Origin of the sequence: Terrabacter sp. Root85 (assembly GCF_001429185.1) — a bacterium.
Classification (GTDB): domain Bacteria; phylum Actinomycetota; class Actinomycetes; order Actinomycetales; family Dermatophilaceae; genus Terrabacter.
The window spans coordinates 454121-469060 of the sequence record NZ_LMIW01000008.1 but is presented as its reverse complement, the minus strand read 5'-3'; the positions used below and the strand labels follow the sequence as shown (position 1 = coordinate 469060).

The 14940-nt window shown below is 71.0% G+C and carries 15 protein-coding genes; 3 read left to right on the top strand and 12 right to left on the bottom strand.

The genetic code is table 11. The features are described from left to right. Positions 1–132: 132 nt before the first annotated feature. Positions 133–2376, bottom strand: coding sequence for a polyribonucleotide nucleotidyltransferase (locus ASE25_RS08685; RefSeq protein WP_056824781.1), 2244 nt, complete (start codon positions 2374–2376; stop codon positions 133–135). 170 nt (positions 2377–2546) lie between these two features. Then, entirely contained in the window at positions 2547–2816 is a 270-nt protein-coding gene (gene rpsO, locus ASE25_RS08680) for a 30S ribosomal protein S15 (RefSeq protein WP_020142650.1), read from the bottom strand. Positions 2817–3078: 262 nt separating this feature from the next. Here rpsO and ASE25_RS23195 point away from each other — a divergent pair, with 262 nt between their 5' ends. After that, positions 3079–3234, top strand: a complete 156-nt coding sequence (locus tag ASE25_RS23195) for a DUF6131 family protein (RefSeq protein WP_196805932.1) — start codon at positions 3079–3081, stop codon at positions 3232–3234. 172 nt (positions 3235–3406) lie between these two features. On the opposite strand, the gene ASE25_RS08675 is transcribed toward ASE25_RS23195, so the two are convergent. Beyond that, positions 3407–4036, bottom strand: coding sequence for a hypothetical protein (locus ASE25_RS08675; RefSeq protein WP_157623367.1), 630 nt, complete (start codon positions 4034–4036; stop codon positions 3407–3409). 185 nt (positions 4037–4221) lie between these two features. Continuing rightward, positions 4222–5619 (bottom strand): dihydrolipoyl dehydrogenase, encoded by a 1398-nt coding sequence (gene lpdA / locus ASE25_RS08670; RefSeq protein ID WP_056825676.1) that lies wholly within the window; start codon positions 5617–5619, stop codon positions 4222–4224. Positions 5620–5794: 175 nt separating this feature from the next. On the opposite strand from lpdA, the gene ASE25_RS08665 reads away from it, so the two are divergent. Beyond that, positions 5795–6097, top strand: coding sequence for a DUF3311 domain-containing protein (locus ASE25_RS08665; protein WP_200959030.1), 303 nt, complete (start codon positions 5795–5797; stop codon positions 6095–6097). Then, a complete protein-coding gene (gene mctP / locus ASE25_RS08660; protein ID WP_056780294.1) occupies positions 6094–7791 on the top strand; it encodes a monocarboxylate uptake permease MctP in 1698 nt (565 codons plus the stop codon). Before ASE25_RS08665 ends, mctP begins: the two co-directional genes overlap by 4 nt. A gap of 201 nt (positions 7792–7992) precedes the next feature. On the opposite strand, the gene ASE25_RS08655 is transcribed toward mctP, so the two are convergent. Genes ASE25_RS08655 through ASE25_RS08620 form a run of 8 tightly spaced genes read right to left on the bottom strand, consistent with a single transcriptional unit; the run spans position 7993 to position 14914 of the window. After that, positions 7993–9129, bottom strand: coding sequence for an aromatic acid exporter family protein (locus ASE25_RS08655; RefSeq protein ID WP_056769792.1), 1137 nt, complete (start codon positions 9127–9129; stop codon positions 7993–7995). Positions 9130–9183: 54 nt separating this feature from the next. Then, positions 9184–11190, bottom strand: coding sequence for a penicillin-binding protein 2 (locus tag ASE25_RS08650; protein WP_056824774.1), 2007 nt, complete (start codon positions 11188–11190; stop codon positions 9184–9186). After that, a complete protein-coding gene (locus ASE25_RS08645; protein WP_056824771.1) occupies positions 11187–11687 on the bottom strand; it encodes a hypothetical protein in 501 nt (166 codons plus the stop codon). Before ASE25_RS08645 ends, ASE25_RS08650 begins: the two co-directional genes overlap by 4 nt. After that, positions 11684–12508 carry a rod shape-determining protein MreC gene (gene mreC, locus ASE25_RS08640; protein ID WP_056824768.1) on the bottom strand — a complete coding sequence of 275 codons (825 nt, stop codon included), beginning with the start codon at positions 12506–12508 and terminating at the stop codon, positions 11684–11686. The genes ASE25_RS08645 and mreC overlap by 4 nt, the downstream gene beginning before the upstream one ends. Positions 12509–12512: 4 nt before the next feature. After that, on the bottom strand, positions 12513–13547 hold the full coding sequence (locus ASE25_RS08635; RefSeq protein WP_056824766.1) for a rod shape-determining protein: 1035 nt from the start codon (positions 13545–13547) through the stop codon (positions 12513–12515). Between the two features lie 18 nt (positions 13548–13565). Further along, positions 13566–13994, bottom strand: coding sequence for a nucleoside-diphosphate kinase (gene ndk, locus ASE25_RS08630; RefSeq protein ID WP_056769807.1), 429 nt, complete (start codon positions 13992–13994; stop codon positions 13566–13568). Next, positions 13991–14425: a DUF4233 domain-containing protein gene (locus ASE25_RS08625; RefSeq protein ID WP_056769809.1), complete on the bottom strand. Its 435-nt coding sequence runs from the start codon at positions 14423–14425 to the stop codon at positions 13991–13993. Before ASE25_RS08625 ends, ndk begins: the two co-directional genes overlap by 4 nt. A 42-nt stretch (positions 14426–14467) precedes the next feature. Continuing rightward, complete coding sequence (locus tag ASE25_RS08620; protein ID WP_056769811.1) at positions 14468–14914, bottom strand: hypothetical protein; 447 nt, start codon at positions 14912–14914, stop codon at positions 14468–14470. Positions 14915–14940: the final 26 nt, after the last annotated feature.

Here is a 14940-nt window from a genome sequence, read left to right as displayed (position 1 = left end):
CCGGACCGGGGCTCTTGACCCGACCGGCGCCTGCATCCTGTTGCTCGACCCGTCGCCGAGACGACGGAGCGGCCCGCCACCCCCTGAGGGGTGACGGGCCGCTTCGTGACCAGGAACGGTCGACCGGTTCGGTCAGGCGTCAGCGGACTCCGTGGCCGGCGCGTCGGCCTCGGCGGCCGAGTCACCGTTGTCGCCCTCGGCGAGGACCGCAGCGAGGCTGAGCTTGCCGCGCGGGTCGATCTCCTTGAGCTCGACCTGGACCTTCTGGCCGACCTTGACGACGTCGTCGACGCTGTCGATCCGCTTGCCGCCGACGAGCTTGCGCACCTCGGAGATGTGCAGCAGGCCGTCCTTGCCGGGCAGCAGCGAGACGAACGCGCCGAACGTCGTCGTCTTGACGACGGTGCCGAGGAAGCGCTCGCCGACCTCGGGCATCTGCGGGTTCGCGATGGCGTTGACCGCCGCGCGAGCCGCCTCGGCCGAGGGGCCGTCGACCGCACCGATGAACACGGTGCCGTCGTCCTCGATCGAGATGTCGGCGCCCGTGTCGTCCTGGATCTGGTTGATCATCTTGCCCTTCGGGCCGATGACCTCACCGATCTTGTCGACGGGGACCTTCACCGTGATGATGCGCGGGGCGTACGGGCTCATCTCGTCGGGCACGTCGATGGCCTCGGCCATGACGTCGAGGATGTGCAGACGCGCGTCGCGGGCCTGGGTCAGCGCGCCGGCGAGGACCGACGCGGGGATGCCGTCGAGCTTCGTGTCGAGCTGGATGGCCGTGACGAACTCCTTGGTGCCGGCGACCTTGAAGTCCATGTCGCCGAAGGCGTCCTCGGCACCGAGGATGTCGGTGAGCGCGGCGTACTGCGTCTCACCGTCGACGGTGTCGGACACGAGGCCCATCGCGATGCCGGCGACCGGGGCGCGCAGCGGCACACCGGCGTTGAGCAGCGACAGGGTCGAGGCACAGACCGAGCCCATCGAGGTCGAGCCGTTGGAGCTCAGCGCCTCGGAGACCTGGCGGATGGCGTACGGGAACTCCTCGCGGGTCGGCAGGACCGGCATGAGCGCACGCTCGGCCAGGGCGCCGTGACCGATCTCGCGGCGCTTCGGCGAACCGACGCGGCCGGTCTCACCGGTGCTGTAGGGCGGGAAGTTGTAGTTGTGCATGTAGCGACGGCGCGTGACGGGCGACAGGGTGTCGACCATCTGTTCCATCTTGAGCATGTTGAGCGTCGTGACACCCATGATCTGGGTCTCGCCACGCTCGAAGATCGCCGAGCCGTGCACGCGCGGCAGGACCTCGACCTCGGCGCCCAGAGCGCGGATGTCGGCGAGGCCACGGCCGTCGATGCGGACCTTGTCGCGCAGGATGCGCTGGCGGATGAGCTTCTTCTGCACGGAGCGGAAGGCGGCCGAGACCTCCTTGTCACGCCCCTCGAACTGCTCGGCGAGCTGCGCCTTGACGGCGGCCTTGATCTCGTCGAGGCGCTCCTCGCGCTCCTGCTTGCCCGCGATGGTGAGGGCAGCGGTCGTGTCGGCCTCGATGGCGGACTCGACGGCGGCGTACACGTCGTCCTCGTAGTCGAGGAAGATCGGGAAGTCCTGGACCGGCTTGGCGGCCGCGGCAGCGAGCTCGGCCTGGGCGTCGCACAGGACCTTGATGAACTTCTTGGAGGCCTCGAGGCCCTCGGCCACGACCTCCTCGGTCGGCGCCTGCTTGCCCTGGTTCTTGACGAGGTCCCACGTCGACTCGGTGGACTCGGCCTCGACCATCATGATGGCGACGTCGTCACCGACGACACGACCGGCGACGACCATGTCGAAGACCGAGCGCTCGATGTCGGAGAAGTTCGGGAAGGCGACCCACTGGCCGTCGATGAGCGAGACGCGCACGCCACCGATCGGACCCGAGAACGGGAGGCCGGAGATCTGCGTCGAGGCGCTGGCCGCGTTGATGGCGAGCACGTCGTACTGGTGGTCGGGGTTCAGCGAGAACACCGAGATGACGACCTGGACCTCGTTGCGCAGACCCTTCTTGAAGGTCGGGCGCAGCGGGCGGTCGATGAGGCGGCAGGTGAGGATGGCCTCGGTCGAGGGACGGCCCTCACGACGGAAGAAGCTGCCCGGGATCTTGCCGATGGCGTACATGCGCTCTTCGACGTCGACGGTCAGCGGGAAGAAGTCGAACTGGTCCTTCGGCTGCTTGCCGGCCGACGTCGTCGACAGGAGCATCGTGTCGTCGTCGAGGTAGGCCGTGACGGCGCCGCCGGCCTGACGGGCCAGGCGGCCGGTCTCGAACCGGACCGTGCGGGTGCCGAAGCTGCCGTTGTCGATGACGGCCTCGGCGAAGGTGATGTCTGGACCCTCCATGTGGGCCCTCGCTTTCTTTTTCTCATGTGCCCGCGCACATCGTCGTTGTGTGCGTGGTTTCCTTCTTCGGGCCGGCTGGCCCTGGTGCGGCGGACGACGGGCGTCGCCCGCCTGCACCTACGACGAAAGGCGGTCTCCGCAGGACGCGGTGACCGCCTTTCGTCACGAACTCATCGACGCAGGCCGAGTCGCTTGATCAGCGAACGGTAGCGCTCGATGTCGGTCGCCTCGAGGTAGCGCAGCATGCGCTTGCGGCGGCCGACCAGCAGGAGGAGACCACGACGGCTGTGGTGGTCGTGCTTGTGGGCCCGAGCGTGCTCGGTCAGGTCCTTGATGCGCTGCGTCAGCATCGCGATCTGGACCTCGGGAGAGCCGGTGTCGCCCTCGACCGTGGCGTACTCGGTCATGATCTGCTTCTTCACGTCAGCGTCCAAAGGCATGGATGAACCGACTCCTTCTCATCTCGTTGCGCGGTGCTCCAGGGCATGTCCACCTGGGCGCTATCGAATCCGCGGCCGTTCGACGGCGTCTCCAAGCGTAACAGCGGGGTACCTGCCGCCCTAATCGAGCCTCGGAGAGCGGGCCGCACGACCCTCCGGAGCGCGTGACCGTTTCGTGACCGTCCCCGTGTTGGGTGGGCCCGGCCCGCGGGTACGACAGAGATTGCTCGGGGAAAACCTCTTGAAGGAGACAAGCGACACCATGATCGTTCTCGGACTCATCCTGCTGCTCATTGGCATCTTCGCCAAGATCAGCATCCTGACCACGATCGGCATCATTCTTGTCGTCGTGGGCGCGGTGCTCTTCATCCTCGGCGCGTCGGGTCGCGCCATCGGTGGCCGGAAGCACTGGTACTGATCGGTCGCACCACCAGCTGGAACCAGACGCCCCCGCGGACTTCCGCGGGGGCGTCTTGCATCCCCGGCTGGCACCGGGCGTATGCCGTGCAGCCCGGGTCGCGTGCCCTGCGGCCACGGTCGTATGCCGTCCGCCCCGGCCGCGCCCCACGACCCACCCGTCCGGCGGGCGTTCAGGACGTCCGCAGCCGCTCGAGGGTGACGCGGACCGCCCGCTCGGTGCTCGTTGCCGACCACGCACCCCCGTCGAGGGCCACCCAGACAACCCGGTCCGGCTCCGTGACGAGCAGGGTGCGCACGGGATCGGCGCCGACGAGGCTCTCCTGGCTCGCCACGAACCCGGTGACGCCGCCGAGCGTGCCGGACCTGCCGCCCCCGCACCGGCGCATTGCGTCCTCGAGGTGCGCCCGGGTCACGGCGAGGCGTGAGTCACCCTGGCGGAAGCGCAGACTGACGTAGCCGACCGAGAGCGAGCCCTTGCCGGCGTCGGAGGATGCAGCCACCCGGGCCCCGGCGAAACCCGACAGCACGCGGTCGGCACCGGTCCACCCGAGCAGCTCCTCGTTCGTCGAGCTCGACCACGCGAAGACCGGCGAGCCGCAGTCGGGTTCCGGCGCAGGCACCGCGGGGCAGGGCTCGCCGGGGCGAGCCCGCACCTCGGTCGCTCGCCCGCCCGTCACGGAGGCTCCCGGCCACAGGTCGGCGGCCCGTACCGGCAGGCTGGCGCCGCGGTCGGTCCCGGCAGCGCAGGCCGAGTCCTCCGGGACGGCGGTCATGTCGTCGCCGAGCGTCGGTGTTCCCATCGCAGGGTCGCCCTGCTGGACCCCCGGTGGGGTGCCGAACCACGCGCCGGTCGGGCCGCGTTGCGCCTGTGTCGGATCCGTCGTGCAGGCGGTCGTCCCGAGACAGAGCGCGAGGGCACCCCCCACGAACGGGAGTGCCCTCGCGAGCCGGCCGGACGGCATACGCACGCCTGTCCGGACGATGCTCAGAAGTTGATCATGTGGCCGGCGATGCCGTGGACGGCCTCCTTGACGGCCTCGCCGAGCGTCGGGTGCGCGAAGACTGTGCGCGACACCTCGTCGGCGGTGAGGTCCCACGTCTGCGCGAGGTTGAGGACCGGGAGCAGCTCGGTGACGTCGGGACCGATCATCGCCGCGCCGAGGATCTCGTTGTGCTCCGCGTCGGCGATGACCTTGACGAAGCCGACGGGCTCACCGAGGCCCATCGCCTTGCCGTTGGCCGAGAAGGGGAACGTCGCCGTCTTGACGTCGTGGCCGGCCTCCTTGGCCTGCGCCTCCGACAGACCCATCGAGCCGATCTGCGGCTGGCAGAAGGTCGCGCGCGGGATGAAGGCGAAGTCGATGGCCATGGTCTCGACGCCGGCGATCGTCTCGGCGGCGACGATGCCCATGGCCTCGGCGACGTGGGCGAGCATGAGCTTGGCCGTCACGTCACCGATCGCGTAGACGTTGGGGACGTTGGTGCGACCGTACTCGTCGATGGCGATGGCGCCGCGCTCGGTGAGCTCCACGCCCGTGGCCTCGAGGCCGAAGCCCTCGGTGCGCGGCGCGAAGCCGATGGCCGACAGCAGGCGGTCGGCCTCGAGGACCTGCTGGTCGCCGCCGGCCGCCGGGCTGACCGTGACCCTGACGCCGGAGCCGGTGTCCTCGACGGACTCGACCTTGGTGCCGAGCATGACCTTCACGCCGAGCTTCTTGTAGTGCTTGAGCAGCTCCTTCGACACGTCGGCGTCCTCGGTGGGGACCATGCGGTCGAGGAACTCGACGATCGTCACGTCGACGCCGAAGTTCTTCATGACGTAGGCGAACTCGACGCCGATGGCGCCGGACCCGGCGATGATGATCGAGCCGGGCAGCTCGGGGTCGAGGATCTGCTCCTCGTAGGTGACGACGTTCTTGCTGACCTCGACGCCTGGGATCATGCGAGTGACCGATCCGGTCGCGAGGACGAGGTTGTCGAACGTGATCGAGCGCTTCTCGCCGGAGTTGAGGGCGACGTCCATCGAGGACGCCGACGTCAGGGTGCCCCAGCCGTCGATCTCCTCGATCTTGTTCTTCTTCATGAGGAAGTGGACGCCCCTGACGATGCCCTCCGAGACCTTGCGGCTGCGGGCGTGCGTCGGGCCGAAGCTCATCGTGGCGTCGCCCTCGATGCCGTACTTCGCCCTGTCATGGGTCAGTGTGTGCGCGAGCTCGGCGTTCTTGAGCAGGGCCTTGCTCGGGATGCAGCCGACGTTGAGGCAGACGCCGCCCCAGTACTGCTTCTCCACGACGGCGACCTTCTTGCCGAGCTGGGACGCGCGGATCGCCGCGACGTAGCCACCAGGACCGGCACCGAGCACAACGACATCGAAATCAGCCATGGCCACAGCCTATCCGTGAGCGAGAGCGCAACGAGACGGCGTCCGCCCGCACATCACGATCTGCACAGAACTGCGCAATTCACTGTGTCGCAGAGCACATGGGCCGCCGTGGCGAGAGTAAGTTTCCGCGACGCACGGCCGCACTCGTCCGGCCCGACCAACGGAGGTCACCCGCGTGAGCACCACTCCGCACCGTCACGAGGCGCCACCGGCGAACAAGGGTCTGCTGGCCCTCGCCGGCGTGCTCCTCGCCATCCCCATCGTCGCCCTGCTCCTCGTCGGCACCTACGCCAAGGACGAGCCGCGCGTGTTCGGGTTCCCCTTCTTCATCTGGTACCAGTTCGTCTGGGTGGTCCTCTGCTCGGCGCTGACCTACACCGCCTACCGCATCGTGCTCAAGGCACGCCCGCACGTGCCGATGAGCCGCGAGGGCGACTCCTTCGACGACGACATCACCCGAGAGGACGGCCTCCGATGACCGCCATCGCACCCTCCCTCGCCCCGGCCGTCGCGCCCGCGGCTGACACCGGTGGTGTCAACGGCGTCGCCCTCACCGTCCTCATCTTCTTCTTCGTCATCGTCGCCGGGGCCGGCTTCTGGGCCGCCCGCTGGCGTCGCCCGGAGAGCATGGAGAGCCTCGAGGAGTGGGGCCTGGGCGGTCGCTCGTTCGGCACCTGGATCACGTGGTTCCTGCTCGGCGGCGACCTCTACACCGCCTACACGTTCGTCGCCGTCCCGGCCGCGATGTGGGCCTTCGGCGCCGTCAACGGGTTCTTCGCCGTGCCGTACACGATCATCCTCTACCCCATCATCTTCGTCTTCATGTCGCGCCTCTGGTCGGTGTCGCACCGTCACGGCTACGTGACGCCCGCCGACTTCGTCGAGGGCCGCTCCGGCTCCAGGGTCCTGTCCCTCGCGGTCGCCGTCACCGGGTTCCTCGCGACGATGCCCTACATCGCCCTCCAGCTCGTCGGCATCCAGGCCGTCCTCGAGGTCGCGGGCGTCGGCGGCGGCAACAACTGGGTCGCCAAGGACCTGCCGCTCTTCATCGCGTTCCTCGTCCTCGCGCTCTACACCTACACCTCGGGGCTGCGCGCACCGGCGATCATCGCGTTCGTCAAGGACATCCTCATCTACCTCGTCATCATCGTCGCGGTCATCTACCTTCCCTCGAAGGTCGGCGGCTGGGGCCACGTGTTCGACTCCGCCAAGGAGAAGATGACGACGACCACCAACCCGGCGACGGGCAACCCCAACGTCTTCATCCCGGGCCCCAAGGCCTACTGGGCCTACGGCACGCTCGCCCTCGGCTCGGCACTGGCGCTGTTCATGTATCCCCACTCGATCACGGCGACGCTGTCGGCCAAGAGCCGCAACACGATCCGCAAGAACGCCTCGATCCTGCCGGCCTACTCCTTCCTGCTCGGCCTGCTGGCCCTGCTCGGCTGGGTGGCCATCGCAGCCGGCACGAAGCCCGTCGGCCTCGATGGCAAGGTCAACGGGCAGCTGGTCATCCCCCAGCTCTTCGAGGACATGTTCCCGTCGTGGTTCGCGGGCGTGGCGTTCGCGGCGATCGCCATCGGCGCGCTCGTCCCGGCGGCGATCATGTCGATCGCGGCGGCCAACACCTTCACGCGCAACATCTACAAGGCGTGGATCAAGCCCGACGCGACCGTGCAGCAGGAAGCCAAGGTCAGCAAGCTCACCTCGCTCGTCGTCAAGGCGTTCGCGCTGATCTTCGTGCTCACCCTCGACAAGAGCAACGCGATCAACTTCCAGCTCCTCGGCGGCATCTGGATCCTCCAGACGTTCCCCGCCCTCGTGTTCTACCTCTACACGCGGTGGTTCCACCGGTGGGCACTGCTCGCCGGCTGGGCGGTCGGGATGGTCTACGGCACGGTGGCCGCGTACAACGTGACGAACAAGGCCACCGGTGCACCGTTCGCGGGCTCGGTCGCGAACATGCCGCTCATCGGCCAGCTCGGCTACATCGCGGTGACCGCCTTCGCGATCAACGTCGTCGTCGCCGCGATCCTCACGCTGGTGCTCCGGGCCGCCAAGGCGCCGGAGGGCAAGGACGCGACGATCCCGGCCGACTACTTCGCCGAGGCCGGTGACCCCCGCGTCGAGAAGCTGCCCGTCGGACCCCACGAGCTGACGCCGTCCGCCTGACGCGCCAGCGCACGTATGCCGCAGGGCCGGGTCCGCAAGGACCCGGCCCTCCGCGCGTCCCGACTCCCACGCCGCGCCGTCGAGTGAGCGCGCAACCACACTCGAGTGGGCGCGCAACCACACTCGAGTGGGCTCGCGACCACACCCGCTGGGACAGGGCGCTCACTCGACTGGGACTGAGCGCTCACTCGAGTGGGTGGGTCAGGGGTCTCTGGGGCGTTCGGGTGGGAGGGCGGCGATGGCCTCGTCGACGTCGAGACCGGTGACCTGGAGCAGGTCGACGACGGTGGAGCGGACCTGGGCGAGCACCGTCTCGGTCGCGAGGCTCGGCGTGCGCGGCACCTCCCCCGTCGCCGCGGCCACGGCCAGCAGCGCCGGCCGACCGATCTCGGGAGAGGCGTTCTCGGACAGGGCCCGTCCGATGACGTCCGTCGCCGACGCGAGCTCGAGCAGCAGGGTCTCGTAGCCGGGCGGCAGCTGCTCTCCGCGCCCGACCGCGACCGTGACGCGGCGGACGAGCACGCGGGTGCTCCGCACCGCGCGGTCGAGTGGCTCGACGAGGTCGACCATCTTGCGCACCCCCGCCGCGTGGTGACGCTTGAAGGGCGACGAGGTGATGACCGACAGGCCCTCGTCGGCTGCCTGCCGCAGCTCGCGCAGCAGCGACTCGGTGCCTCGGGCCGAGGCCAGCACCTCGGCCGCCCCCTCGACGTCGCCGTCGTGGGCGCTGGCGGCCGCCCGGCGGAGCAGCTCACCGATCTTGCGGACGGCCTCGGCGGCGGCGACCCGGGGCCGCCGCAGTGGCGCCTGGGGCACGACCGTCGCGGCGACGAGGGCGATGCCGCCGCCGATGAGCGCGTCGGTCCACCGGCCGAAGGCCTGGCCCGGGCTCGCGACGAGAGCCGCGATGACGATGCCCTGGACGGCCGACTGGGTGACGATGACCGGGCCGCCGTCGAGCAGGGTCGCGATCGCCATCGACACGAGCACCACGGCGGCGATCTGCCACGGACCGCTGCCGGCGACGTGCACGAAGACGTCTGCCGTGAAGACCCCGACGGCGACGCCGATCGCGACCTCGAAGACCCGCCGCAGCCGCTGACCGTAGGACATGCCGAGGCAGACGACGGCGACGATGGGGGCGAAGAAGGGGGACTTGTGGCCGAAGACGTCGGTCGCGAGCCACCACGCGACACCCGCCGAGACGGCGCACTGGACGAGGAGGAAGACGCGCGAGCGCAGCCGCTCGAACCGGGTGCGGACGCTGAGCCGGCTCCGGTCCCAGGCCCGGTCGAGCGCCTCGACGACCGGGGCGTCGCTCCTCAGGTAGTCGTCCACGAACGCGCCTCTCGGTCGGTCCCTGCGGCGGGTGCCACCGGGGAACGGAGGGGGCTAGAGCCCCAGGGCAAGGATCGCATCGAAGATCTGTCGCACGGCAGGGGCGGCCACCTTCGAGCCCGAGCCACCCTGGCCGACGACGACCACGACGGCATACTTCGGCTTCGTCGTCGGTCCGTAGCCGGCGAACCAGGCGGTGGCCTGCTTGCCGAAGACCTCACCGGTCCCCGTCTTGCCCGCGAGCGGGTAGCGGTCCTGCGGGAAGCCCTTGAAGGCCGTGCCGGCCGACCCACCGGGTCGGGTCACGTCGCCCAGGGCCGAGCGGACGTATGCCAGCACGTCGCGTCGCAGCGGCACCGTGGCCACCCGCTTCGGCGCGATCACCGTCGTCGCGCCGGCAGCCGTCCGGTAGCCGGCCGCCACCTGCGGCTGCCACAGGGTGCCCCCGTTGGCGATGGCGGCGTAGACCCCCGCCATCTGGAGGATCGTCACGGCCGTGTCACCTTGTCCGATGGAGAAGTTCACGGCGTCGCCGGCGCGGTACTGGTAGCCGGCCGAGCAGTTCTCGGTGGCGAGCCGCTTGAGGTAGTCGGCGCGCGCCCGGTCGGTGCGGGCGACCTCGGGGTAGCCGGTGCTCGCCCGCCGGCACGTCTCGCCCTTCGTCGCGAGCCAGGACTGCTCCTTCCAGGCGCGGTCCGGGACGCGTCCGGCCGCCTCACCCGGCACGTCGACGCCGGTGCGCCGCCCCAGTCCGAAGGCCTTCGCCATCGAGACGAAGGGGTCGGCGGCGCTGACCGGCGCGGCGAGGCCGCCCTGCTCGAGCCACGCGGCATACGCGAGGCGGTAGAAGACGGTGTCGCACGAGACGACGAGGGCGCGGTGGAGGTCGATGGGGCCGTAGCCCCGCGACTCGAAGTTGTTGAAGAGCCGACCGCCGACGGACACGTTGGGCGAGCAGTCGTACGTCCCGTCGAGCCGGGCCCCGGAGTTGACGGCGGCGGGCACCGAGATGACCTTCAAGGTCGACGCCGGCGGGAACGTCTCGGCCGTCAGCCGGGAGCGCAGCGGTGTGCCGGCCCGCTCGTCGGTGAGGCGGGCGAGCTCGGTCGTGCTGATGCCGCCGGAGAAGACGGCGGGGTCGTAGGACGGGTAGCTGGCTGCCGCGACGACGCCACCGTTCGTCACGTCGACGACGACCGCGGCCGCCGTGTCGGCGCGCAGCTTCTGCGCCCGGGCTGACGCGACGGCTCGCACGAGCGCGGCCTCGGTGCGGGCCTGCAGCCGGGCCTCGAGGTGGGTCACGACGTCGCGCCCCGCGACAGGGGCGGTCGAGCTGACGGTGTCGGTGACGATGCCCCGGGGGTCGATGGCGACGACGGTGCGTCCGTTCGTGCCGCGCAGCACCTCGTCGTACTGCGCCTCGAGTCCGGAGCGCCCGACGACGTCCTCCGCGTCGATGCGCCCCCCGCTCCCGGTCACGTCGTCGGCACCGGCCCGGGCGACCCAGCCGAGCAGGTGGGCGGCGAGGGCTCCGTCGGGCCGGGGGTAGGCCCGCGCGGGCTCGGTCGTGACGCCGACGCCGGGGTACTTCTCGGGCTGCTCGAGCAGCGTCAGCGCCCGGCGCGCGTCGACGCCCGTCGCGACGGGGATCGGCACGTAGGGCGACCCGTTGAAGCATGCCGGGGCCGGCGGCGCCCCAGCCGTGCCGCAGAGCATCGTCTTGCCCCACAGATGCTCGAACGGCTGCCCGACCGCGGTCGCGAGACGGGTCACGAGGTCGCGTCCGCCGTCGTCCGCCCCGACCAGCACCGAGCGCTGCACCGTGACGACGGTGTCGAAGGTGTTGGCGACGAAGGGCGTTCCGCTGCGGTCGAGGATCCGGCCGCGCAGCGCGTGCTCGGTGACGGTGCGCGTGTTGACCGTGACCGCGGCGCGGGCCAGCTCGGGCCCGTCGACGAGCTGGAGCTGTCCGAGACGACCGAGCAGCAGCCCGAAGAGTGTGACGAGCAGGACGAGCACGACACCGGCGACGCCGACCCGACGGCGCGGGCCGCGCCTCACCCGAGCCTCCGCCGCACGAGGGCCCGGTCGAGGGCGAGGAAGGCCGGCAGCAGCAGACCGCCGACGAGCACCGTCACGAGCAGCCGCCACAGCCCGTCGGTCAGGTCCACGCTGCCCTCGGCGAGCACGGCCGAGCCGAGGCGTCCGACGAGGACGACGGCAGCGGCGGCCAGCAGCGCCGCCGGGGCGCGCAGCGACGAGCGCGACGACGCCCTGCGGAAGAAGCCCGCGACGAGCCCCGCGAGCATCATGACGAGCGGGGCCAGCCCGAGCGGGCTGCCGATGGGTGGGACGAGCTCGACGACCCACCCGGCCAGCAGCCCCACGAGGGCACCGTGCACGGGACCCCGGAGCACGGCGGTCGCCACGACCCCGACGAGCACGAGGTCGGGCACCCACCGGGGCTCCGCACCGAGACGCGGCAGCAGCGTCGCCACGACGAGGGCCGCCACGAGGACGTATGCCGTCCGCAGCACTCCCAGAAGCGTCGGCCTCATCGTCGGGCGCCCACCGTCGGACGCGGGGTCGTGCGCGGGGTCGGGACGAGGACGGCGACGACGTCGATCGCGTCGGGGTCGACGCTCGGCCGCACCGTGGCACCACGCGTCAGCTGGCCCCGGTCGGGGTCGACGGCGGTCACGGTGCCGACGACGATCCCGGCGGCATACGGCGTCTCGTCGACGCTGCCGAGCGTGCGCACGACATCGCCGACGACGGGGGTGGACGGCGCGATGCCGACGAGCCGGAGCGAGCCGCGGGGGCGGGACTCCGAGTCCCCCGGTGCCGACGGCGACACCGTGCCGAGCGTGCCGGCGGGGCCGACGCGCACTGCCACGACCGAGGCGGCGCTGCCGAGCACCTGCACGTCGCTCGTCCACGGCGACACGGACACGACGCGACCGACGAGACCGTCGGCCGCCACGACCGTCGAGTCGACCCGGACCCCGTCCCGGGAGCCGACGTCGATCGTCACGCTCCGGCCGCCGAGCGCGCTGACGTCGGTGGCGACGACGCGGGCGGGCAGGAGCGTGCGCCCCGTCGTGGCGCTCGATCCGAACAGCTCGTCGAGCCGTCCGAGATCGTCGAGGTGGTGCTGCTGTTCGGCGGCAGTGGCACGCAGGCGGACGTTCTCGCTCTCGAGGGCGGCGAGGTCGTCACGCGGCGCCCCGGCGAGGGCCCGTTGGACCGGCCCCAGCACGAGCCCGCCGGCCCGGCGCACCCCGTCGGCGACCGCGAGGTGGGCGAGGTCGGCGACGAGCAGGGCGACGGTGAGCGAGGCGAGGACGACGAGGAGACGGCGGCGGACGGTCGGCTGCATGCGACTAGAGGCGGTGGTCCCCGACGAGGACGCGCTCGAGGCTGGCGAACTCGTCGACGCACCGGCCGGCGCCGCGGGCCACGGCTCGGAGCGGGTCGTCGGCGACCTGGACCGGCACGCCGAGCTCGTGGCGCATCCGCTCGTCGAGGCCGCGCAGCAGGGCACCTCCCCCGGTCAGCGTGATGCCGCGGTCGAGGATGTCGCCGGCGAGCTCGGGTGGGCACACGTCGAGCGTCGCGCGGACGAGCTCGATGATCTGCAGGACCGGCGTCTCGATGGCTCGGCGCACCTCGACCGAGCTCACCTGGACGGTCTTGGGCAGGCCGGTCACGAGGTCACGTCCGCGCAGCCGGGTCGTCAGCTCCTCGCGCAGCGGGAAGACCGACCCGACGGCGACCTTGATGTCCTCCGCGCTGCGCTCGCCGAGCAGGAGGGAGTACTCGCTCTTGACGTAGCCGATGAGGGCCTCGTCGATCTCGTCGCCGGCGATCCGCAGCGAGTTCGACGTGACGATGCCGCCGAGGCTGATGACCGCGACGTCGGTCGTGCCGCCGCCGATGTCGACGACCATGCTCGCCGCCGTCTCGTAGACGGGCAGGCCGGCACCGATGGCCGCCGCCATCGGCTCCTCGATCATGTAGACGCGTCGCGCACCGCACCGGGTCGCGGCGTCCTCGAGGGCCCGGCGCTCGACACCGGTCACCTCGCTCGGCACGCAGAGCACCATGCGGGGGCGGACGAGTCGCGAGGTGCGCACCTGGTCGATGAACCACCGCAGCATCCGCTCGGTCTCGTCGGCGTCGGAGACGACGCCGTCACGCAGGGGCCGGACCGCCCGGATGGTGCCCGGCGCGCGGCCGAGCATCTCCTTGGCCCGGGTGCCCGCGGCGACGAGCCGACCGGTGCCCACCTCGACGGCCACGACCGACGGCTCCTCGACGACGACCCCGCGACCCCGGACGTGGATCAGGGTGTTGGCGGTGCCGAGGTCGATCGCGAGGTCACGCCCCAGGGGGCGCAGCCACGGTCGGGAGGTCATGCCGCGATTGTGCCCCGATCAGCCCTCGAGATCGGGGAACCAGATGCCGATCTCGCGTGTGGCGGACTCGTGGGAGTCGGATCCGTGCACGATGTTCTGCTGGACCTTGGTGCCCCAGTCGCGGCCGAGGTCGCCGCGGATCGTGCCGGGTGCGGCGTCCGTCGGGTTGGTGGCGCCGGCGAGGCTGCGGAAGCCCTTGACGCAGTCCTGGCCCTCGACGACGACCGCCGTGACGGCACCGGAGCTCATGAACTCGACGAGCGGCTCGTAGAAGGGCTTGCCCTCGTGCTCGGCGTAGTGCGCGGCGAGCTGCTCACGGGTGGGCGTCAGCACGGAGAGGGCGACCAGTCGGTAGCCCTTCCCCTCGATGCGACGCAGCACCTCACCGGTGAGGCCGCGCTGGAAACCGTCGGGCTTGACGAGGACGAGGGAACGTTCGGTGGTCACCCGTCCACCCTATCGGCCGCCTCGCCGTCGGCTGCCTCGCCGTCGGCCGCGGCCGCTTCACGACGGGCCACGACGGCGTCGACCTGGGTGCCCTTGACGAGACAGGTGACCCACAGCGCGAGGAAGAAGAGACCGACGATGAGCATCATCGGCACGACGAGAGCGCTGAGCAGGGTCAGCACCTGGACGACCCAGCCGAGCGTGACGCCCCACGGGCGGCGCATGAGCCCGGCGGCCACGATGCTCAGCGCGCCGAGCCCGAGGCCGACGACGAGGTATGCCGTGCTCGGCCCGCTCCCCTCGTCGGTGGCCGCGACGGCCCGGGCCACGAGGGCACCGAGCAGGATGCAGATGGCCTGGCCGCCGAGCACCGTCGCGAGCATGCGGAAGGTGAACTTGCCGGTCTGGCCGTAGAAGATGATCGAACGCATCGGTGTGTGTCTGCCTCGGTGTGGGTCTCGTGGCCGGTGGGCTCAGTAGTTCTGGGTGGTGTCCCAGGTGCGGATGATGGCCTGGGCCTCGGCCCCGCTCGCCCCCGTCGCCTCGGCGTAGAGGCTCATCGCGTCCTCGCGCCGACCGGCGACGATGAGCTCGCTGATGCGCGACCGGGCCTCGTCGGTGAGCCGGCCGTCGGTGTAGGACGCCGCCGCGTCGCGCACGCCCGGCCCCTGGCCCGGGACGAACCAGCTGTCGACGGCCCGCTTGGCGTCGGCGAGCGGAGCCCCGGTCGCCTCGCGGTAGATCTTGATGGCGTTGATCTTGTGACCGGCGCTGATCTCGCGGCTCACCCTGGCGCGCACGGTGTCCGTCAGGCCGACGAGCTCGCGGTCGGGGTCCTTGCGTCCCATGACCCGTCCCCACACGACGACTGCGACGACGACGATGACGACGATGAGGACGAGCTTCACCAGGGGATGCATGGGGCCAGCCTAAGTCGGGGTCGAGG

Bases quoted from the DNA above. Each gene is read 5' to 3' on its own strand.
- ASE25_RS08685 (WP_056824781.1), bottom strand. From the start codon at position 2,376: ATGGAGGGTCCAGACATCACCTTCGCCGAGGCCGTCATCGACAACGGC.
- rpsO (WP_020142650.1), bottom strand. From the start codon at position 2,816: ATGCCTTTGGACGCTGACGTGAAGAAGCAGATCATGACCGAGTACGCC.
- ASE25_RS23195 (WP_196805932.1), top strand. From the start codon at position 3,079: ATGATCGTTCTCGGACTCATCCTGCTGCTCATTGGCATCTTCGCCAAG.
- ASE25_RS08675 (WP_157623367.1), bottom strand. From the start codon at position 4,036: ATGGGAACACCGACGCTCGGCGACGACATGACCGCCGTCCCGGAGGAC.
- lpdA (WP_056825676.1), bottom strand. From the start codon at position 5,619: ATGGCTGATTTCGATGTCGTTGTGCTCGGTGCCGGTCCTGGTGGCTAC.
- mctP (WP_056780294.1), top strand. From the start codon at position 6,094: ATGACCGCCATCGCACCCTCCCTCGCCCCGGCCGTCGCGCCCGCGGCT.
- ASE25_RS08645 (WP_056824771.1), bottom strand. From the start codon at position 11,687: ATGAGGCCGACGCTTCTGGGAGTGCTGCGGACGGCATACGTCCTCGTG.
- mreC (WP_056824768.1), bottom strand. From the start codon at position 12,508: ATGCAGCCGACCGTCCGCCGCCGTCTCCTCGTCGTCCTCGCCTCGCTC.
- ASE25_RS08635 (WP_056824766.1), bottom strand. From the start codon at position 13,547: ATGACCTCCCGACCGTGGCTGCGCCCCCTGGGGCGTGACCTCGCGATC.
- ASE25_RS08625 (WP_056769809.1), bottom strand. From the start codon at position 14,425: ATGCGTTCGATCATCTTCTACGGCCAGACCGGCAAGTTCACCTTCCGC.
- ASE25_RS08620 (WP_056769811.1), bottom strand. From the start codon at position 14,914: ATGCATCCCCTGGTGAAGCTCGTCCTCATCGTCGTCATCGTCGTCGTC.